The following is a 19,735-nucleotide window of genomic DNA, read 5'->3' as shown; positions in this document are numbered from 1 at the left end:
GGCGGCGCATTTTTTGGGCCCTCAATCACCATGGACTACTGGAGCAAGCATTACATTCCAACCCTCAAGGAAAGCCCCGCCGAAGCGGAAATCGATTCGCACAAGCTCCTCCTTCGAGCGGGTCTCGTGCGCAAGATCGGCAGCGGTATCTACGCCTTCTTGCCCTTGGGGGCCAAGGCCTTGGAGAACGTGAAGCGACTTTGCTGCGAGGAAATGAACCGCGCGGGCGCCATGGAGTTGCTAATGCCGGCGGTGGTTCCTGCAGAGTACTGGAAGGCGGGACCGCGTTGGAATGCCGCTCGCGAGATCATGTACCAGGTGGCGAGCGCTGGCGAGAAGGCGGAGTTTCCCGAGGAACCGGCCTTCGTGTTGGGGCCGACGCACGAGGAGATCGTAACGCCGCTCATCGGCGGCGAGGCGACGAGCTACCGAGACATGGGAAAGACCTTCTACCAAGTGCAGACCAAGTTCCGTAACGAGATTCGTCCGCGCTACGGCCTGATGCGCGCTCGCGAGTTCATCATGAAGGACGGCTACAGCTTCGACGCGACGGACGAAGAGGCGACTGAGACTTACAAGCGCATGGCTGCGGCCTACGAAAAGTTTTTTGCCCGCTGTGGGCTGAAGTTTATCTCGGTCGAGGCGGACACGGGCGTGATGGGCGGAGCTTTTTCGCACGAGTTCATGGTGCCGGCGGAAGTCGGCGACGACGATGTGGTCTACAACCTCGAAAGCGGCTACGCGGCCAATGTGGAAAAGGCGACTAGCGGCATCGTGCCAGCTGATCTTGAGGAAGCCGCTCCGGTGGGTGAAATCGAGAAGTTCGATACGCCGGGCGTTAAGACGATCGAGAAGCTGGCCCAGGAGTTCGGGATCCCAGCCGAGCAGCAGTACAAAACCTTGCTTTTCGTGGGCGACGACAAGCTGTTCGCGGTCGTGGTGCGTGGTTGCGACCAAGTCGAAGAGGCGAAGCTAGGAGCCCTCGGCTATGCCTTGATTCGCCCGGCAACGGTTGACGAAATCTTCGAAGCGATGGGCGCTTATCCCGGTAGCTTGGGAGTGGTGAAGGGAACCATCAAAAACCGGGAGAAGCTTGACGGCGTGTATGCGGACAACGCGATTCGCTTGGTCGGCAACGGGGTGACAGGGGCCAACGAGAAGGCGATGCACCTCCGGAACGTCAACGTGTCCCGCGACTTGGACATCGATAAGTTCGGCGACTTCCGCAAGGTGCAGGTAGGCGAACCATGTCCTGTATCCGGCAAGCCTTTGGAGATCCAGCGGGCCATCGAGGTGGGCCATATTTTCAAGCTAGGAACCAAGTATAGCGACAACGAGGAGTACGGCGCCCTCTACGTCGACAAGGACGGAAATCGCCAGCCCGCGGTCATGGGCTGCTACGGTATCGGCATCTCCCGAACGTTGCAGTCGATCATCGAGCAAAAGCATGACAAGAACGGTATCGTTTGGCCGTGGTCGGTGGCTCCTTACCAAGTGATCATCACCGTGCTCGACCCCGGTATGGATGAAGCGGATACGTTGGCCCTGCAGCTCGGCCGAGCAGCGGAAGCGGCGGGCGCGAGCGTATTGGTGGATGATCGCGAAGAGCGTCCCGGCGTTAAGTTCAAGGATGCGGATTTGATCGGCATCCCGCTTCGCGTCACTATCGGCGGTCGTGGTTTGAAGAACGGCGAAGTCGAAATGAAGTGGCGCGACCAGGAAGATGTCATGAAGGTTGCCATCGCGGACGCGGAGCGCGTGTTGGTGGAAGGAATCGAGGCGAAGTCCCAATAGTTTGGCAGAGATTAGTTGATGGTAGCACCTGTAACCAGCGTAGATTCCCCGGCGGCGGAACCGAGCACCAAGGACGAAACGGCTCTATCGGATGTTTGGGGAGTGATCGTCCTGAACGATCCCGTTAATCTCATGTCTTACGTCACCATGGTGCTCGAACGCGTGTTGCGCATGTCGCGCAGCAAGGCGGAGGAGCACATGATGGAGGTCCATCAGAAGGGACGTTCCCTTGTTTGGAAGGGAAACCGAGAAAAGGCGGAAGGCTACGTGTACCAGTTGCAGGAGTGGCATCTCAACGCGATATTGGAACGTGATGAGACAGATTGAGATCAGGCTAGACCCGGCTTTGGTCGAGTCCTTACTCAAGACGATCCAGCCGGTGCTCGACGAGCTGCAGGAGGAGCTGGCGACGCCAGCGGAATTTCCCGACGAGGACGAGCTGCTGGAGGATTTTTGGAAGAAAGACTTGCTCGACTCCCAGCGCGAGGAGTTGCGGGTGATCGCGAATCTTTTCGATGACGAGTTCATGCTGAGCGGACGCACCTTGATCGCAGCGGACGAGATGGACAGGGTCATCCGAGCTTGTTCCGCGATTCGGCTCAAGCTGCGCGAGACGATGCTGGAACCGATCAGCGACTCGCAATTGGAAGAAGGGAACCTCGAGGGCCTGGAGTGGACCGACGAATTGCAGATTGGATACGCGGCGTATGCGCTTTTCGCGAGTTTGCAGGAACTGATCATTTCGCAAATGGCATCGCCTGGGGAAGAGTCCGAGAACAGCGATGAACTGGATTGGGGCGATGGCGAGGATTTGGAAGATGAAAGGTAGACGATGAGCAGTTATACTTGTATCCATTGCGGCGAGACAGCTGCCCGAAACCACGACTGTTGCTCTTCCGGCTGCGACTTGGCTCGCCGTCTGCCTCGAGGAGAGACGGACCTGCCTGCGACCTGGCAGCTGGGAGTGGCCTTGGCCTGGGGCTTCCTGATTTTCAACCAGCTGCTATTTGCGGGGATGGACCTCTTGGCCCTCTCCAGAAACGCGCCGGACAACGCGGCCAAGTTTGCCGTCGCCTCCTTGGTTGCGGGGGCCCTGGTGTTGCTGGCGAACCTTTTCTTCTTCGCCATCTCCAAGCCGAAGTTGTTCAGCGACTGGCAGGCGCTCGCGATCAGCGCGGGGATTGCGTTTGTGGGAGGCTATCGCCTAGGTGAAATCTTCGGCGAGCATCAGGTCTTGGGCTTCTTGTTGGGTAACTTGCTGATGAGCGGGTGGTTGGCCAGAGGGCTACTGCGCAAGCATCCGTCAAAAAAGCGGCAAAACTTCTAGGCGTTTCGCATTGGGATTGACCCGTTGGGGCTGGCGCGAAGTATCTGAGGTCTTCGCGTACCCTGCGGTGTTCGAGGTGCTGATAAAACGCTCATCGCCTACTTTACTTTTACGGGAGTCACGAAGGGTGGTTGATGCTAAGCCGTAAACCGGAAAGCAGAGGCTGTCCGACGGGCGCCCACCTGTATATAAACAGGACTATGAGCCCCTTCGGCATACGGCACAATGGTGGGGTACGCGTTCTTTTTTTACGAAGCGCAATTCATAGATTGCTCTTTTGCGTAAAGGCTTGGTAGAGATCGTGCTTTATGGACCCGAGAATCTATTCCCTTATCCACGTCTTTTCGATTCTGATGCTCAGCGGCTCGATCTTCTACATCGCGGCGAATCCGCAGAAGCACAAGAAAGCGAAGATGATGGCAATCAACGGTATCGTTGGACTCGTCGCTCTCGTGGGCGCCTTTGGCTTGATTGCCAAGCTCGGCTACAGCTACACCGCTGGCTGGATTATCGTCAAGCTGGTGGCTTGGCTCTTTCTGATGGCCCTTGCCGGCATGGCCTACAAGAAGCCGAAGGGCTTCGTGCTCTCAGGTTTGATCGTCGCCTCCGGGCTGGCTCTCTACATGGTCTACTTCAAGCCGTTCTAGCAGCTGTCCTTGTTCTCCATTTTTTTGGCCTCGAAGCGGATTCGCTTCGAGGCCTTTTTCGTTTGCTGTTGAGCTGAGGCGAGGCTTACGCCAATCTCGCCTTCCTTCGTAAACCCCAACCCCGCCTGAAGTATGAAGCGTAGAGATTTCCTCGGTCGCGTAGCGGGAGCTGCCTTGACTGCTCCCATGATTGGTTCCGTTGCTTATTCCAAGCCGATCGGCTCTCTGCCGGAGGTGCCGAAGGTGACCTTCGAGAGGTCGGGGATCGTAACGACCCGGCTGGCTCAGGGCACTGGCTTCAACGGCTGGGATCGTCAGTCCGACCAGACGCGACAAGGCTTCGAAGGCTTCGTCAACTTGCTGAGGCATGGCTACGATCGCGGTATCCGCTTGTTCGACTTGGCGGACTTGTACGGAACCCACTACTACTTTCGCGAGGCGCTTCGTTTCATCCCCCGAGAGGAGGTGACTATTCTGACGAAGCTTTGGTGGCGCTACAACGATCCGAACCCCAAAAAGCTGAGCCTCGACGAGCAGCGTCGTTCGGCGCGGACGGCGGTGGAACGTTTTCGCCAGGAGCTGAATGTAGACGTGATCGACATTTTGCTGATGCACAACGTCACTTCAGCCGAGTGGGACGAGGATATGGCCGGCTATCTCGAGGTGCTGCAGGAATACAAGGAACGCGGGATGATCCGGGCTCTCGGCATGTCTTGCCATACCTTGCAAGCTCTCCAGCGCGCGTCGGAAACGGAATGGGTGGAGGTCGCCCTGACGCGTATCAATCCTTACGGAAAGCACATGGACGGCTCTCCGGAGGAGGTGATTCCGGTGCAACGCCGCTTCAGGGAGCGCGGCGCGAACGTGATCGGGATGAAGATTTTTGGCGCCGGCGGACTGGTCGACAAGCGGGACGAATGCATGAAGTTCGCTCAGAATTTGGGGTACCTCGATGCCATGACGATCGGTGCGAGATCGCCGGAGGAAATCGACGACAACATCCGCTTGATGGCTAAGTATCCGGCGAGCTAGCCGGGTGACTTCGCTGCTACGACCGCGGAGCTTCATTATGACCAACACGGCAGTGCGCAGCTTTCGTTGGCCGTCGTGAAGGGGTGCTCCTGCAACACGGTCCGGGTGGAACCGGTCCCTCCAGAATCAAAGCTTAAGAGGGACGGCTGAATGCCTCGCCACGGATTGGCGGTGTTGTCCAGAGACGATGTAGTGGGAGCTGCGCTTGCATGGCTAATTTGCGTGGACGCGGGCTGACGCCTCGCGCTACGTTTTGGCATGACCGGCTCTTTTACAGAATCTCTTTGCGGCGTATGGATAAGCCCGGAAGGCTTGGCTCATGTGACTTGGGCCAATGAGGCTGGAGAACGGCGCGACGAGACCATGCCGTTTGTGCCCTTTGTCTGGGGCCGCGAGGAGAAAGCATGGAGAGAGTTGACTGGAGTCGTAGCTGAGCGCTTGTCGGGCGATGGCGAATACGACCACTTGTTGCGTTTCGATTCGCTGGAACGCTATCGCGACTTCTTGAAGGAACACGGGCGGAGCGGTTCCATCGATTGGATACGTTTGCTGGAAAGCCAGTTTCTGATGGAGCGTCGTTTGCGTCTTTTTGATGGGATGAAGTTTTCGGACCTGCGCCGTTTGCAGCTAGATATCGAGACGGCATGCGAGGTGGACGGTGGCTTTAGTAGCCCGAGCCGCAAAGGTGACCGCGTGTTGGCCATTGGGCTTCGCTGCGGTGAAACTTCAGAAACGCTTGTCTTGGAAGAACGCAGCGATGCGGCGGAGCGGGCCTTGTTGAAGCAGTTGAATGAGCGTATCCAGGATTTGGATCCGGACGTGATCGAAGGACACAATGTATTCAAGTTCGACTTGGACTACTTGAGGCGGCGTGCCAAGCGATTCAAGCTGGCGGTGCAGTGGGGTCGCTATGGTCAGGAAGCGAGTTTTCGCAACACTCGCATTCGGGTGGCGGAACGTATGATCGACTACACGCGCTGCGATATTCCGGGACGAGCCGTGGTGGATACCTACTTGCTGGTACAGATCTTCGATATCACAACGCGAGAGTTGATGTCCTATGGATTGAAGGATGTGGCGAAGTTCTTTGGTGTGACTTCACAGGATGGAGACGAGCGCACTTACATCGAAGGGTCCCAGATTCAGCGCATGTTCGATGAGGATCGGGAAACGTTTCTGGATTACCTGAGGGATGACTTGCGGGAGACGGAAGGGGTAGCGAATCGTCTTTTGCCGACCTACTTCGAGCAGGCCAAAGCTTTTCCAACGACTTTGCAGGAAGCTTGCCTACGGGGTTCCGCGAGTAAGGTAGATCTCGTTTTTCAGGAGGAGTACTATCACGCTCGGGCGGCTTGTCCGGTGCCCGGTGAGGTAAGCTCGTTTGAAGGAGGGTATACGGCCAGCTTTAAGGAAGGGGTCTTCGAGAAGGTGTTGCACTTCGACGTGGCGTCTCTGTATCCAAGCTTGTTGCTCTTGATCGGTCGCAACCCGAAACGGGATCACTTGCAGGTTTTCATTCCCATGCTGAAGCGATTGCGGGAGTATCGCTTGAAGTACAAGAAACTGGCTCGCGAGACGGAAGACGCGTCATTGGCGGGTGAATACGATGCCAGGCAAAGCAGCTTTAAGATTTTGATTAATTCATTCTATGGCTACCTCGGGTTCTCGGGCGCTCGTTTTGGTGATGCTGCTTTGGCAGCGGAGGTTACGGCAAAAGGCCGCGAGATTTTGCAGTCCTTGATCGAGTTCTTCAAGCGGGAGGGGTGCGAGCCTTTGGAAGCTGATACCGATGGTATTTATGTGTGCGCGGGCAAATTCTTTGATTTGGAGCCGCAGCTGCTTGCGAATGCCCAAGAAATTTTGCCGGAAGGAATAGAGCTGGAATACGATGGCAAGTATCAGTCGATGTTTTGCTACAAGGCGAAGAACTACGCTCTCTACGATGGGGAGAAGGTGACCATTCGCGGCTCGGCCCTGCGCTCTCGTGGGATTGAGCCATTTTTAAAGGACCTGACCTGGAAACTCATTTACAGTTTGCTGGGGGCAGTCCGGGAGGACCCGGCTCGGCTAGCTCTAGAAGTGGAAAAGCGGATACAGGCTCAGGATATGCCGGTGGATGAAATTGCGAAGTCGGAGGTGCTGAGCCAGAATCCGGAAGCGTATCAGAAGAAGATTGAAGCAGGCGGGAAACCGCGACGCGCGTCACTCGAAGTCGCCCTGAAGATGGAGAAGGCGGTGGGCATGGGAGATCGCGTTTCGTATTTTATTCTGCCGAAGCAAAGCGGGCAGTCCGCTGACTGGCAGCGAGCGTATCCGATCGACGGGTACGATAAGGATGAGCGACCCTATGATCCGAGTTATTATGTCAAAAAACTCAATGATTGGCGGAAGCGCTATGCTCCTTTTTGCCCGGCGTTGTTGGAGAATCCGGATCAGGGGGAATTGTTTTGAAAGATGACTGTTGAGTCGGTGGTTGATCGATTGGGCTTGCAGCGGCTGGATCGCGAGGGCGGTTGGTTTCGGCGGATCCATACGGGAAAAGCGGGGGCGGATGGACGAGCGGTGAGCACCACGATCTACGCTTTGTTTACCCGAGAAGAGTTCTCAGCCTTGCATCGGCTGGATGCGGTGGAGCAGTTTTTCTTTTTGGATGGGGATGCTTTCGAGGTCTTTCGTATTGGACGAGAAGGCGAGGGGCGTTGGGAAACGCTGGGGCGTGATTTGGACAGGGGCGAATCGCCGCATTTAGTCTTTGAGCCAGGCGAATGGTTCGGTGGGGTTCCAATAGGGGATGGAGAACGCGGCTGGACGTTGATGAGTTGCGTGGTCACCCCTGGCTTCGAGTGGGATGGTTTTGAGATCGGGCAGCGAGAGGAATTGCTGGAAGCGTATCCGAATTATGGGGATGAAATTCGGAGGTTGACGCGTTGATGTCCGCAGGGGCAGCGGATTCTACCTCCTCTTGATAAATATCGGGTAGGGGGAGCTAAGGTTGTTTTGGGGGTGCGGTTCGATGTGCGTTTCGAACTGGTTTTCGGGTAGGTTATGAAACCAGGATAGGACGAGGTCGACCTCCTCTTGGGCTCCGGTATGGGTGGGGTAGAGGGTGACAGCGAGAGTGCCGCCGGGCTTGAGGAGCGTTAGGCTGGCCTTTAGGGCGCGTATGGTCGTGTCGGATTTTGTGATGAGTGTGGGGACTCCGCCAGGAAGGAACCCGAGGTTGAAGACGATGGCGGTTATTTGGCCATGGTGCTGCTGAGGAATCGTTTCGAGCAGCGTCTCGTGTCCGTTTTGCAGGAGGGTCGCTTGGGAAAGGAGCTGGTGCTTTTCCAGACGTTCGCGAGTGATCGCCAATGCCTGCTCTTGTATGTCGTAGGCGAATACGTGTCCAGCAGGTCCGACGGCCTCGGCGAGCCATTGGGTGTCGTGTCCGTTGCCGGCAGTAGCGTCAATAGCGAGATCGCCTTTGGAGAGGGCGCCGAGTATTTCGCTTTTCACAACGTTGGTGGCGATCCAGCGTTTGGGTTTGCTGGCTGCCTTTTTGATGAAGCGGGAGGGAAGGACTTCGGTGTGGAGCGAGGCTTGTTCTTTGTCTGCTGGGACGGCGGTCGCTACCTCAAGGAAGGCGATGAGGGCCTCGGCGAAGTAGGGGATTTGCAGTGAGCCTTTGCTGCCGAAGCCGTTGAAGGCGATGAGTTGGGGGTGTTTGGGATGGGGGCCGACCACGGGGTAGGCTCCGGCGGTGGCAGGTCGGACGCCGGCTCGGATTTGCTCGAACTCCCAGGTTCCGGAGCCGAGTTCTTGGTCGAGGAAGGCTGCGAGTTCCTGGATGCCTGCTGCGTCGGGGATGTCGGTGGGGTCGTTCCAGTTGTAGGTCGCTCCGACTTGAACGGTTCCGTCGTGTCGCGGGATGATGAACTTGCCCTTGAGGAGTATGTGTTGATCCAGTGGCAAGCTCGCTCCTGCAGGTTTTATGGAGGCGATGATGCCTTTTGCGGGTTTGTAGGGGATGAAGGAGAAGTGGGGGTTGCTTGTGGCGAGGTGTCCTTCGGCGAATATGGCGTAGTCGGCTTTGTAGTCGCGGAATGCTATGCCGGTTTCGGTGAGTGCGATTTCGTCGTAGTTAAACGTTGAGGACAGAAACTGGCGGTGGGACTCGAGTTGGGCGTGGATGAGGTCGAGCAGGGCGTTGGTGTCGAGATAGCCGGAGTCGGGGATGGTGAAGTGGTCGTCTGCGGAGAAGCCGACCCACTGCTGGTGCGCTGGATCCTCCTTTCGCTTTCGCCAGAGCTGGGCTTCTTGCTCGTTGGCGAAGTAGCGATGGATGGGACGTGGATGGAAGAGCTTTTGTCCGAGCTTGGAGGTGAGCTCGTCGTAGTAGGCGCGGGCGTGAGGGATGAGGGAGTCGGCCTGCCAGACGAGCTTTAGGCGTTTGCCGCCGATTGGGTTGATCAGACCGGCTGCGACTCTGGAGCAGCGGGATTTGCTGGGGTCGTCGACGAGGAGGATCCGTAGTCCGGCGGTCGTAAAGCGCTCGGCCAGGATGGTTCCGGCGAGGCCTCCGCCGAAGATGATTGCTGTGAGTGGCTTGGAAATGGGAGTTACGGGTTGGTAAATTTGGGTAGACTATGAGCGGGCGTGGCTTTTGGGTGCAAGGCTGCCTTATGAAGATGAAAAAGAAGCCAAACCTTTACCTCGTGGGATTCATGGGGACTGGAAAGAGTACGGTGGGTCGTCAAGTGGCTCAGCATATGGGGCTGAATTTTGTCGATAGCGACCACGCGATAGAGGAGCAACAAGGGAAGTCGATTTCGGAGATTTTTGCGTCCGACGGGGAGGCTGCTTTTCGCGCGATGGAAAAGGCCTTCGTTGAGTCGGGGCACTCCGACGAGGGCAACTTGGTATCTTGCGGAGGTGGATTGGCGGTGCAGCCAGGCATGATGGATCTGTTGAAGTCGAGGGGGCTTGTCTTTTCGTTGATCGCGACGGCGAAGGGCATTTACGAGCGAACGCGTCACAATTCGAACCGGCCCTTGCTGCAGGTAGAGAATCCTCTGGCAGAGATCGAAAAGCTGTTGGCGGTGCGTGACCCGATCTACCAACAAGCTCATTGCTGCATTTTGACGGAAGGCCGCACTGTCAATGAGGTCGTCGCTCACGTGTGTCGCTCTTATCGTTTGGAAGTGTCCCAGATGGCGCGATGATACGGGGCTCTGAAAAGGAAGACTTGCGGGGGGCGATCGAGGAGTTGGGATTCGATGCGGTTCGATTCACGGACTTGAGTCCGATCTCCAACACGCGTCTTAAGGAATGGATAAAGGCGGGCTACCATGCTGACATGGAGTGGTTGGCTCGTTCGATCGAGAAGCGACTGGATCCGAGCTTGGTCTTGGACGGCGCTTGCTCGGTGATTATGCTGGGGTTGAACTATTTGCCGCCTGCGCATACGGTGGCGCGGTCGCAGACTGGCTTTGCCAAGTATTCCTTGTATCGAGATTATCACGACACAGTTTTGAGCGGCTTGAAGGCGCTCGGAAGCATCCTGGAAAGCCGCTTTGGCTTGGGTCCGAGAGATTACCGCTACTACACGGACACGGGCCCGGTGATGGAGCGCGGTTGGGCGGCTGCTGCGGGTATGGGCTGGCAAGGTAAGAATGGGATGCTGATTTCCAAGGAGCATGGAAACTGGCTGCTCTTGGCGACGGTGTTTTTGCCCTTGGAGATCGAGGCGGATGAACCGCTGAAGAAGGGTGTGGGTGCGAGTTCGCCCGCGGAGCGGCCGAGCCACCTTGGGTTGCTTTGTGGAAAGTGTACTCGCTGCATGGATGCGTGTCCGACGGATGCAATTGTTGAGCCTGGGATTTTGGATACGCGGAAGTGCATTTCGTATCAGACCATCGAAAATAGCGGAAGCATTCCAGTGGAGCTCAGGGCGAAGTTTGGGGGCCGCGTTTATGGGTGCGACATTTGCTTGGACGCTTGTCCGTGGAACCGTTTCGCGGAAGCGGGTCGCTTGCAGTTGCTGGAGGCTCGCTACGCTCCCACGGAACTGGGCTTGCTGGATCTGCTGCGCTTAGACGTGGAAACCTATCAGGAGCTGTTTCGCAAGATGCCGCAAAAGCGCACGAAGCGGCGGGGATTGCGTCGCAACGCCTGTGTGGCGGCGGGCAATTTGTTGCGCTGCGAGGATTGGTGGCCGAAGGGCACGAGCGAGAGGGAGCGGGACTTGTTCTTGAGCGAGGTGAAGCGGGAGCTGCTTGCGATGGCGAGCCAGGACGAGGAACCGCTGGTGCGCGGGCACGCAGTTTGGGCGGTGTATCAGCTTTGTGGTGACGAAGCTGAGGGTTTGCTGGCTGGGGCTCGGGCTAGGGAAACGGACGAGTCCGTGCTGGCTGAGTATTCGTCCGCCGGGACAGTGGACGCTACCGGTTGATCCTGCAGCGCGGACGGGGTGGAACCCGCCCCTCTTCTAGAGTTTGCTTTCGAGGGCTTCGCGGAAGAAGGCGGGCGGTTTGGTGGGGCGTCCGTCGGGGGTCATGAAAGCGTGGGTGGTGCTGCCGGTGGCGATGAGCTCGTCGCCGCGCGTGAGCTCGTAGGCGATCTTGATCTTGAGGAAGGGCTTTTCGGCGATGCGGGTGTGGATGGTGATCGTGTCGTCGTACTTGGCGGGGCGTTTGTATTGCACGCTGACGTCGAGCACTGGGAGCATGAGACCGCGGGCCTCGATTTCTTTGTAGGGAAGTCCGTTTTCGCGCAGCAGCTCGGTGCGCCCGATTTCCATCCATGGCAGGTAGTTGGCGTGATAGACGATGCCCATCATGTCGGTTTCCGCGTAGCGTACTTGGATCGTGGTGACGCTTTCGATCATGCTTGGAATGGAATGCTGGATTGAATCGCGTGACAACAGTCTTCGTTCTCAAATCGAACTACGCCCAGTCAAGAGCACGCTCCCGCACTTTGTCCAACTCCTCTACGAGCAGAGTTCGATGGCCTCTTCGGCCTCCTCGAGGGTGGGATCGATAGTGATGTCCCAGCGGTTGAAGAGCAGGTCGGCAGATTGGAGCCAGGTGTTGCGGCGGGCCCATTTCTTGCCGTTGCGGCCCATTTTTTGGCGGAGCTCGCGATTTTGGATGAGCTGGGCGAAGGCCTCGGTGAGCTCGGCTTGGTTGCCCGGCTCGACGAGGATGCCGTTCTCGCCGTGGGAAACGGCCTCGGCGACGCCTCCGATCCGGTGGGCGACGATGGGGAGTCCGTGGGCGGCAGCTTCGAGGTAGACCAAGCCGAAGCCTTCCACGCTCTTGCGGAAGTTGACGCTGGTCATGGAAAAGATGTCGGCACGAGCGTAGAGGTCTTCCAGTTCCTCGTTGGACACGTCGCCGAAGAAGGTGACGCCGAAGTCCATCTTGGCGGCGAGTTCGCGGAGTTCGCTTTCGTAGCCGTGCTTCTTGCCGGTTCCGACGACCCAGAACGTAACTTGGCGGCGAAGCTGGCGAGGAAGCTGGGAGAGGGCGTTGAGGATGAAGGTTTGGCCTTTTCGGGGGTGGAGGCGTCCGACGGTGAGGATATGGACTTTTTTGGAGCTGCGATTTTGGCGGTTTTCGATTTCGGCGAAGTCGGAGCGCAGGGCGCAGGGGGTTAGGAAGGTCTTTCGCTTGGCTTCGGGGAAGTTTCGCTTGAGCAGGCCGTGGGTGAATTCGGAGGGGGTGCTGATGCGGTCGGCTCGTTTGATGAGGGCGTTTACGGCCATGCGTTTACCCGGGTTTGCGGCGAAGGTTTGGATCTCGGAACCGTGGAAGGTGAGGATGAGCTTGCCTGGCTTGAAGGTTTTGAAGAATTGCAGGTAGCACATGGCGAGCACGGGTCCGGGCTCGCAGAGGTAGACGATGGCGTTGCGTAGGCGCCGCCGTTCGCGAATCATTTGCATGGCGAGGCGAGCTTGGCAGCTCAGGTCTTGGCTGCCTTTGAGTTCGAGTCGCCTGATGGAGAACGGAAATTCGTCGTCGTCGATTCGATTGGCTTTGGGAGCCCACACTTCGACGAAGCGCCCGAGTTTGACTGCGGCCCGCGCCATTTCTTCGGTGAAGGTAGCGATCCCGCCTTTGGTGGGGGCGAACTCGTGGGTGAGTATCAGAATCGGGGCGCTGGCGGCGATTTCCATGTCTTGAGCGTGCCGGCGCGAGGGCGGGCGGTTGGATGCTGCGGCGATTGCAGGCAAACTGGGGAAGCGAATCAACTCAAAAAGCGGGGGCTATCGAGGGGTGACCGCTTAAGGGCTTTCATTCTTGTTCAAAGAGTGCTCTATAGGTTGCGGGGACTGGTCCATCTTTTGCTGTTTACAAGGCTAGGCGGCCGTCCTTTTTTACACGCTTCTCATGTCAAACGAGGCAACCAGCACGAACCAGAATCAGAGTCCTTCCGACCCCAGCGCAGACGAGCTCCTCAAGGAGACCCTGAAGCGTTGCTCTCCGGAGACCATCACTGCCGCACTTGCGTTTCGCCAGAGCGGGGACATCTCTCTGGTGCCGACGGTGGTGTTGGGAATCGTAGAGCGCTTCTTGGAGCCGGAGGTAGTCGACACGCTGAAGAGCGGCGACGATTCGGTGAGGTTCATGGAAGACCTTGGCATGGACTCGCTCACGATGTTTGAGGCGATCATGATGGTAGAGGAGTCGCTGGGGGTGAGCATCAAGAACGAGGAGCTTTGGGACCTGCGCACGGTGGGCGACCTGAAGACATTCATCGCGGCCAAGCTTTCGGGAGTGGAAGTGGTGGCCCAAGCCAAGTCCTTTCCTATCGAGCAGATCGCTGCAGTGATGCCGCAGCAGGAGCCCTTCTTGTTTTTGCAGTCAGCTGAGATTGATGGAGCGAAGGCAAAGGGGGCCTACACGATTTCGGGCAAGGAAGGCTTCCTCAAAGGCCACTTCAAGGGTGACCCCGTGTTCCCAGCTTCGATCATGCTTGAAGCGCTGGGGCAGCTCGGAGTTTTCCACTTCTTGACCACTGACGATTCGGCCTCGGAGGGCGCCGGAAGTTCGATTTATTTCACGGGAGCGGACGGGGTGCGATGCAGTCGCGTTTGCCGGCCGGGTGACACGCTGGAGCTAAGCGTTGAGCTGAAGCGCCGCCGCGATCCCTTGGTCGTCTATTCCGGCAAGATTACGGTTGCCGGCGAAAAGGCCGCCTCCGCGGAAGAGATTTCCTTGATCGTCGCTCCAGCTGAGGGGGCCTCGGCGAGCGGAGCGAAAGAGTAAGCTCGACTTGTCCTGTTGGGCGTCGTGTGTTCGTTTTCAACGAAGCAGGCTTCATGGGACTTCAGCGAGTATTTGTAACCGGAATCGGAATCGTGAGCAGCATCGGCAACGATGCGCCAGCAGTGGTCGGTAGCCTGCGAGCTCTCAAGCACGGCTTTGAGCCTTTCGCCCCGCAGAATGCTAAGATTCCGTCGGACGTGAAGCTAGCGGGCACGGTCAAAGGCTTCGATGTAAGCTCGCCCGATTTCGAGGATTGGACCTTGCCGGCGCCGTACCGGATCCGGAGAGACGTCATGCGTTCGCTTCCGCCGCATGGCCCCTATGTGCACGTGGCAATGTCGCAGGCGATCGAAAGTGCAGGGCTGGAGGAGCCGGATATCTCAAATTTGGATACAGGCATGTACACCTCCTCTGGAGGGTCGACGCGGCTGATCCACCAGAATACGACCCGTCTCCATCAAATGGGGCCGATGCGTTGTCCTCCGACGGGCATCGTGGCTTCGATCGCGGGCACCCTAAGCTTCAACCTGGTGGCTCAATTCAAGATTCGCGGCAATTCCTGCGGGTTTTCTTCCGCTTGCGCCTCCTCGGGACATGCCATCGGCTTTGCCTATGATGATATCGCCTTGGGGCGCCAGAAACGGATGTTCGTCGCTGCTGGCGAGGACTTGAATGACGAATCGCTCTTGCCGTTTGCGGGCATGCGAGCGCTTTCGCTCGAGGGCGACCCGCAACGTGCCTCCTGTCCCTTCGACAAGTCTCGTAATGGCTTTGTGAGTACGGGCGGTGGGGCTGTGCTGATTCTGGAGAGCGAAGAGGAGGTGCTTCGCAGGGGCGCGAGGCCTTATGCGGAACTTCTCGGCTGGGGGCAGGCTAGCGACGGGCACAACGTGGCTATGTCCCATCCGGAAGGCGTGGGATTGGTTGCGGCGATGCAGCGAGCGCTGCGTTCTGCCTCGTTGGATGCGGGGGAGGTGGAATACATCAACGCGCACGCGACCTCCACATTGGTCGGTGACTTGAGCGAGGGCCGCGCCATTCGAGAAGTGTTCGCGAAGCAGGGCCATGTTCCCAAGGTATCGAGCACCAAGGCCTTGACGGGGCATGGGCTCTCTTTGGCCAGCGCCTTGGAGGCGTCGATCGTTTCCTTGAGCATGAAGGAAGGCTTTACGCCGGGATCGGCGCACATTCGGGATCTGGATCCAGAGTTCGAGGGAGTGAACGTGATTCGAGAGACTTTGAGTGAAGCTCCCAAGATCGCTTTGAGCAACAGTTCCGGCTTTGGCGGGGCGAATGTGTCGCTGGTGTTCAAGCAGGTATAGGTTGAATCGCGAGCAAGCTCGCTCCTACGGACGCTACTTTAGGAATTCTTGCAGGAGGGTGCAGCGGGATTTGGCGTCGGAGTTGCGGACGGCCATGGCGTAGGCGGCTGTTTCTCCGACGATGACGATCTTCTTCTTTCCGCGGGTGACGGCGGTGTAGATGAGGTTGCGCTGCAGCATCATGAAGTGGGCTTTGAGTAGTGGTATGACCACTACGGGGTATTCGCTGCCTTGAGACTTGTGGATGCTGACAGCGTAGGCGAGCTGCAGGTCGATCATCTCGGATCGGTCGTAGGTGGCTTCGGTGCCGTCGAAGTCGACGTCGAGCAGGCCGTTGGAGCCGTCGATGGCGGTGACGATGCCGATGTCGCCGTTGAATACGTTCTTGTCGTAGTTGTTGCGAGTCTGGATAACCTTGTCGCCGACTTTGAACTTGAGCTGCCCGAAAGGCATGGCTTCGCGTCGCTTGTTGAGGGTCTCTTGCAAGGTGGCGTTTAGGTTTCCGACGCCCGCGAGACCTTTGTGCATGGGGGCGAGGGTTTGGGCGTCGGCGATGGGGTCGAGGCAGAGCTCGCCGCGTATGAAGGAATCGAATACTTGGGCAACTTTTTGGGCGGCGTCAGCTTGGTCGCTGGCGGCCACGAACTGGAAGTCTTTCTGGGGGTCGAGCTGGCGGACGTCTTCGAGGGCGGTGGGGAGGGACACTTCGCCGCGGTTGATGGCGTGGGCGTAGTGGACGATGGAACTGAACTTCTTTTGGCGGAAAACGACGTCGAGGGTGACGTATCGGATTTTTCGCGACGCGATGAGGTCTTTGAGTACGTTGCCGGCTCCTACGGATGGGAGCTGGTCGACGTCGCCCACGAGTATGAGGTGCGCTCGGGAGGGAATTGCGGAGAACAGGGCGGCGGCGAGGCGGGCGTCGAGCATGGAGGCTTCGTCTACGATGACGACGTCGGCGGAGAGAGGCTTGTTTTCGTTCATCACGAATCCGCCTTCGGAGGGATCGAACTTGAGGAGTCGGTGAATGGTCTGGGCGTAGGCTCCGGTGGATTCGGCGAGGCGTTGGGCGGCGCGGCCGGTAGGGGCGGCGAGGAGGATCTTGGCTTTCTTGGCTTTGAGGATGGAGACGACGGCTCGGAGGATGGTGGTCTTACCAGTGCCGGGGCCGCCGGTGAGGATGAAGACTTTGTGGGCGAGTGAGCCTTTGATGGCGTCTTTTTGAGAGTCGCCGAATTGGAAGCCTGCCTTTTCTTCGGCCCAGTCGACGGCGATGTCGCGCTTGATGGGCGGCAGGGCGCTTTCGGTGTCCTTTAGCCGCTTGATGGCGAGGGCGATCTTCTCCTCGGCGAAGAAGTTGTAGGGGAGCTGCAGATACGCGTGCCCGCTAGTCGCTTCGGTGGCGCGGAGGGCTTTGGAGGCGAGCAGGCGGTCGATGCCGGCTTGCACGATGGAGAGGTCGGCTTCCAGCTTTTCGGAGGCGAGGACGCCGAGGTCTTCTTGCGGGAAGGCGGTGTGGCCGTCGTCTTGCAGTTCTTGCAGGACGAACTCGATGCCGGCGTCGATGCGTTGGGGGCTGTCGTTGGGGATGCCGGTGTTGATGGCGATCTTGTCGGCGGTCTTGAAGCCGACGCCTTGGACTTCGCGGGCGGCGCGGTAGGGTTCGTTGCGCAGCACTTGGGTGGCTTCCGGGCCGAACTGCTTGTACATGCGCAGGCAGAGGGCGGGCGTGAGGCCGTATGTTTGGCCGAAGATGAAGAGTTCGCGCTGCACGACTTGCTCGTCCCAGGCCTCCTTGATGGAGCGGGCGCGTTGCTTGCCGATGCCGCTGACTTCCTGAAGCTTGGCCGACTCTTCGGAGATGATGCGCAGGGTGTCGTCGCCGAAGCGGTCGACGATGCGTTCGGCGAGGCCTTTGGAGACGCCTTTGACGAGTCCGCTGCCTAGGTACTTGCGTATCCCGTAAATGGATGCGGGCAGTTCGGACTTGAAGGAGGAGAGCTTGAACTGCGGGCCGTGGGTGGGGTGCTTGGTCCAGCTGCCCTGGATGCGAAGGGTTTCACCGCATTGTACCCCGCCGAGCTGTCCGGTGATGGTGACTTTCTCCGTTCCGTCGCTGGGGCGGAGCTCGGCGATGGTGTAGTTGTTTTCTTCGTTGAAGAAGATGATGCGCTCGAGGACGCCGGATAGGGATTCTGTGTTGGCGGGGGCTGGCAAGGTGGAAGCTAGGGTGCGGATTGGGGCGCGGTGCGCAACTGCGATTGCTCGAGTCGGACGAAATCGCGTGACGGCGCCTTCCTACAAATGCTAGTTGCCGAAGGCGAGCCAGTGGGAGACTTCGGCGAGAGAGTCGAAGACTTTGTCGGCTCCGGCGTTGAGGAGCTCTTCGCGGTTGTGGGATCCGGTGGTTACGCAGATGGCGGCCATTCCTCCAGCTCGAGCCGCTTCGATGTCGAAGGGGGAGTCGCCGACCATGGCGAGTTGCTCTCCGGGGATGCCGATTTTTTCGATCGCGGCAGCGGAGTATTCGGGTTGGGGCTTGCGGTAGGGGGTGTCCTCGGCGCCGAGCACGAATTCGAAACGTTCGGTGTAGCCTTCGTTTTCGATGATGGCGCGGGAGTGCCTTCCGGTTTTGTTGGTGAAGATGGCGGCTTTGATTCCGGAGGAGTTGCAATGGTCGAGCAGTTCGTCGGCTCCGTGCAAAACGATGACGCCTTGCAGGTGGATTTCCTCGAAGCGTCGCCGCCAGATTTCTTTTCCTGCTTCTACTTGTTCAGGAGGAAGGAACTTTTGGATGGTCACGGGCATCGAACCCCCGATGCTTCGCTTCACTTTTTCAGCGGTCGGCTCCTGGAATCCGAGTTCCCTGCAGGCGTACTGGAAACAGCGCGTGATGGTTTGGATGTGGTCGACGAAGGTGCCGTCCAGATCGATAAGGATGCCGCGAATCTTGCTAGGTGTTACTTCCATTTCGTTACTAGTGGAAGTGGGTGGCGCCCTAGGGGATTTATGGCAATTCGCTTTTGCGCCTAATTTTTCCCGCCGTTGGATTGAGGGAGGCTTTGCCTAATGTCGTTTATTAAAAATATGTCTTAAAGGGAAAGAGGGCTGGCCAATGAGGTCATTCCGCGCCCTATTTCGGAGTTTAGTCTATTCATCTATGCGCATCAATAACTGGGGAATTTTCTCTTTCATCGTTGGCTACCACGTGCTGCTGGTCGCCTTGCTGCCTGTCTACATTTCAGTTTTCAGCTGGGCGTCGCTGGTCCTGTTCGGCGTAACTTGGGCGATTTCGGTCTTTTCGATCACGGCGGGTTACCATCGTCTGTTTTCGCACAACACCTACAAGGCGAAGCCAGCTTACGAGTGGGCGTGCTTGCTCTCCTCGAGCTTGGCGATCGAGTCTTCCGCTCTGCAGTGGTCGCACGATCACCGCATCCATCACAGCCATGTGGATACTGACAAGGATCCGTACAGCATCAAAAAGGGCTTCTGGTACGCCCACATCTGGTGGATGTTCAGCTACAACGAGCCGATCGACAAGCGCATCGTCAAGGACCTGCTCAAGAACCCGCGGGTCATGTTCCAGCACAATCACTACGCTCTGGTGACGATCGCGGTGAATGTGGCGGTAGTGGGCATCGGCTGCTTCTTCATGCACCCGATCGCGGCGCTTTTCGCCGGTTTCTTCATGCGCCTTTTTGCGATCCACCATTGTACTTGGTTCATCAACAGCCTTTGCCACGTCTGGGGCGCTCGCACCTACGCCAAGGAATTGACTGCTGTCGATAACGCGGTCTTGGCGCTCTTCACTTTTGGCGAGGGTTACCATAACTACCACCACACCATGGCGAACGACTACCGCAACGGCGTTCGCTGGTACCATTTCGATCCGACCAAGTGGTTGATCTGGACTTCGTCGAAGCTCGGGCTCGTTTCCGACTTGCGTTGGGTCAGCGACGTGAAGCTGCGCCAGATGCTGGTGAAGAAGGACAAGAGCCTGTTGCTAGAGCGTATCCGCCACGAAATCGACGAGACCTCCAAGGAGTTGCACAACAGGCTGGAGCACCTCTCGGAGAGTTTCGAGGAGAAGGCGGCTTCCTTGATGGTCAAGGCCCGCGAGCTGAAGAGCGCCACGGAAGAGCGCCGCAAGTTGCTGGAAATCGAGATCAAGCAACAGAAGAAGGAGCTCCAGGCCATGTGGAAGTCCTGGATCAAGCTCACCGAGTTTACCTCGGCCCGCTACGAGCTCGGCCACGCCCACTAGCAGCTCTGCCAACCAACAGATTTTCACCGCTCGGCGGCTCATTCGATTTTTCTGAATGAGCCGTTGTTTTTTTTTCCGCCCTTGCTAGGGTGCAG

General features: G+C 58.0%; 18 protein-coding genes and 1 other RNA gene. 14 read left to right on the top strand and 5 right to left on the bottom strand.

The window, feature by feature from the left end; all coding sequences use genetic code 11:
* The first annotated feature begins 30 nt into the window (after positions 1–30).
* The 9 genes from IEN85_RS24265 (at position 31) to IEN85_RS24225 (ending at position 7,731) form a co-directional block, all read left to right on the top strand.
* Entirely contained in the window at positions 31–1,794 is a 1,764-nt protein-coding gene (locus IEN85_RS24265; RefSeq protein WP_191619703.1) for a proline--tRNA ligase, read from the top strand.
* An 18-nt stretch (positions 1,795–1,812) separates the two neighbouring features.
* The gene (locus tag IEN85_RS24260) at positions 1,813–2,121 is read left to right on the top strand and encodes an ATP-dependent Clp protease adaptor ClpS (protein ID WP_191619702.1); all 309 of its coding nucleotides are present in this window, start codon (positions 1,813–1,815) and stop codon (positions 2,119–2,121) included.
* Entirely contained in the window at positions 2,108–2,623 is a 516-nt protein-coding gene (locus tag IEN85_RS24255; RefSeq protein WP_191619701.1) for a hypothetical protein, read from the top strand. Before IEN85_RS24260 ends, IEN85_RS24255 begins: the two co-directional genes overlap by 14 nt.
* Positions 2,624–2,626: 3 nt before the next feature.
* Positions 2,627–3,121, top strand: a complete 495-nt coding sequence (locus IEN85_RS24250) for a hypothetical protein (protein ID WP_191619700.1) — start codon at positions 2,627–2,629, stop codon at positions 3,119–3,121.
* A 56-nt stretch (positions 3,122–3,177) separates the two neighbouring features.
* A non-coding RNA gene (gene ssrS / locus IEN85_RS24245) (6S RNA) lies at positions 3,178–3,360 on the top strand.
* A 69-nt stretch (positions 3,361–3,429) separates the two neighbouring features.
* Positions 3,430–3,768: a hypothetical protein gene (locus IEN85_RS24240; protein ID WP_191619699.1), complete on the top strand. Its 339-nt coding sequence runs from the start codon at positions 3,430–3,432 to the stop codon at positions 3,766–3,768.
* A gap of 132 nt (positions 3,769–3,900) precedes the next feature.
* Positions 3,901–4,800 carry an aldo/keto reductase gene (locus IEN85_RS24235; RefSeq protein WP_191619698.1) on the top strand — a complete coding sequence of 300 codons (900 nt, stop codon included), beginning with the start codon at positions 3,901–3,903 and terminating at the stop codon, positions 4,798–4,800.
* A 258-nt stretch (positions 4,801–5,058) separates the two neighbouring features.
* Entirely contained in the window at positions 5,059–7,251 is a 2,193-nt protein-coding gene (locus tag IEN85_RS24230; RefSeq protein WP_191619697.1) for a DNA polymerase domain-containing protein, read from the top strand.
* 3 nt (positions 7,252–7,254) lie between these two features.
* A complete protein-coding gene (locus tag IEN85_RS24225; RefSeq protein ID WP_191619696.1) occupies positions 7,255–7,731 on the top strand; it encodes a cupin domain-containing protein in 477 nt (158 codons plus the stop codon).
* A 21-nt stretch (positions 7,732–7,752) separates the two neighbouring features.
* Here the strand turns inward: IEN85_RS24225 and mnmM are convergent, their stop codons facing one another.
* The gene (gene mnmM, locus IEN85_RS24595; RefSeq protein WP_224772932.1) at positions 7,753–9,342 is read right to left on the bottom strand and encodes a tRNA 5-(aminomethyl)-2-thiouridylate-methyltransferase MnmM; all 1,590 of its coding nucleotides are present in this window, start codon (positions 9,340–9,342) and stop codon (positions 7,753–7,755) included.
* A 128-nt stretch (positions 9,343–9,470) separates the two neighbouring features.
* Between mnmM and IEN85_RS24210 the strand changes: the two genes are divergently transcribed.
* Together IEN85_RS24210 and queG are read left to right on the top strand one after the other, a co-directional pair.
* A complete protein-coding gene (locus IEN85_RS24210) occupies positions 9,471–10,004 on the top strand; it encodes a shikimate kinase (RefSeq protein ID WP_224772921.1) in 534 nt (177 codons plus the stop codon).
* The gene (queG, locus tag IEN85_RS24205; RefSeq protein WP_191619692.1) at positions 10,001–11,233 is read left to right on the top strand and encodes a tRNA epoxyqueuosine(34) reductase QueG; all 1,233 of its coding nucleotides are present in this window, start codon (positions 10,001–10,003) and stop codon (positions 11,231–11,233) included. The genes IEN85_RS24210 and queG overlap by 4 nt, the downstream gene beginning before the upstream one ends.
* Before the next feature lie 36 nt (positions 11,234–11,269).
* On the opposite strand, the gene IEN85_RS24200 is transcribed toward queG, so the two are convergent.
* Both IEN85_RS24200 and IEN85_RS24195 read right to left on the bottom strand, forming a co-directional pair.
* Positions 11,270–11,704: an acyl-CoA thioesterase gene (locus IEN85_RS24200; RefSeq protein ID WP_224772919.1), complete on the bottom strand. Its 435-nt coding sequence runs from the start codon at positions 11,702–11,704 to the stop codon at positions 11,270–11,272.
* Positions 11,705–11,770: 66 nt separating this feature from the next.
* Positions 11,771–12,958, bottom strand: coding sequence for a glycosyltransferase family 4 protein (locus IEN85_RS24195; RefSeq protein ID WP_191619691.1), 1,188 nt, complete (start codon positions 12,956–12,958; stop codon positions 11,771–11,773).
* Positions 12,959–13,172: 214 nt separating this feature from the next.
* On the opposite strand from IEN85_RS24195, the gene IEN85_RS24190 reads away from it, so the two are divergent.
* On the top strand, positions 13,173–14,051 hold the full coding sequence (locus tag IEN85_RS24190) for a phosphopantetheine-binding protein (protein WP_191619690.1): 879 nt from the start codon (positions 13,173–13,175) through the stop codon (positions 14,049–14,051).
* Between the two features lie 53 nt (positions 14,052–14,104).
* The gene (locus IEN85_RS24185) at positions 14,105–15,373 is read left to right on the top strand and encodes a beta-ketoacyl-[acyl-carrier-protein] synthase family protein (protein ID WP_191619689.1); all 1,269 of its coding nucleotides are present in this window, start codon (positions 14,105–14,107) and stop codon (positions 15,371–15,373) included.
* 33 nt (positions 15,374–15,406) lie between these two features.
* Here the strand turns inward: IEN85_RS24185 and recD2 are convergent, their stop codons facing one another.
* Complete coding sequence (gene recD2, locus IEN85_RS24180; RefSeq protein WP_191619688.1) at positions 15,407–17,590, bottom strand: SF1B family DNA helicase RecD2; 2,184 nt, start codon at positions 17,588–17,590, stop codon at positions 15,407–15,409.
* Positions 17,591–17,680: 90 nt separating this feature from the next.
* Positions 17,681–18,343, bottom strand: coding sequence for an HAD family hydrolase (locus tag IEN85_RS24175; protein ID WP_191619687.1), 663 nt, complete (start codon positions 18,341–18,343; stop codon positions 17,681–17,683).
* A gap of 190 nt (positions 18,344–18,533) precedes the next feature.
* On the opposite strand from IEN85_RS24175, the gene IEN85_RS24170 reads away from it, so the two are divergent.
* Positions 18,534–19,640: a fatty acid desaturase gene (locus IEN85_RS24170; protein WP_224772917.1), complete on the top strand. Its 1,107-nt coding sequence runs from the start codon at positions 18,534–18,536 to the stop codon at positions 19,638–19,640.
* Positions 19,641–19,735 lie beyond the last annotated feature (95 nt).

Origin of the sequence: Pelagicoccus enzymogenes, assembly GCF_014803405.1 — a bacterium.
Taxonomy (GTDB): Bacteria; Verrucomicrobiota; Verrucomicrobiia; order Opitutales; family Opitutaceae; genus Pelagicoccus; species Pelagicoccus enzymogenes.
This window is presented reverse-complemented; position numbering and strand designations above follow the sequence as displayed.